Annotated in this window: 1 rRNA gene; it reads left to right on the top strand. The window is 49.1% G+C overall.

What is annotated here, in order from left to right:
- Positions 1 to 348 (top strand): 23S ribosomal RNA (locus ACTG7X_RS11085); the annotation flags it as partial.

Here is a 348-nt window from a genome sequence, read left to right as displayed (position 1 = left end):
TCGGGGCAGGGTGAGTCGGCCCCTAAGGCGAGGCTGAAAAGCGTAGTCGATGGGAAACGGGTTAATATTCCCGTACTTGGTAAAGTTGCGATGTGGGGACGGAGAAGGTTAGGTTAGCGTACTGTTGGATATGTACGTTTAAGCGTGTAGGTGGGGGATTTAGGCAAATCCGAATCCCTGATAACACTAAGGCGTGATGACGATTTCCCAAGGGAAAGAAGTAATCGATACCACACTTCCAGGAAAAGCCACTAAGCGAAAGACTTTACTAAACCGTACTGAAAACCGACACAGGTGGTCAGGTAGAGAATACTCAGGCGCTTGAGAGAACTCGGGTGAAGGAACTAG

It is taken from the genome of Lonepinella sp. BR2271 (genome assembly GCF_051851515.1).
GTDB lineage: Bacteria > Pseudomonadota > Gammaproteobacteria > Enterobacterales > Pasteurellaceae > Lonepinella.
Note: the sequence above shows the minus strand (reverse complement) of the source record. Positions and strands in the feature narration are given on the sequence as shown.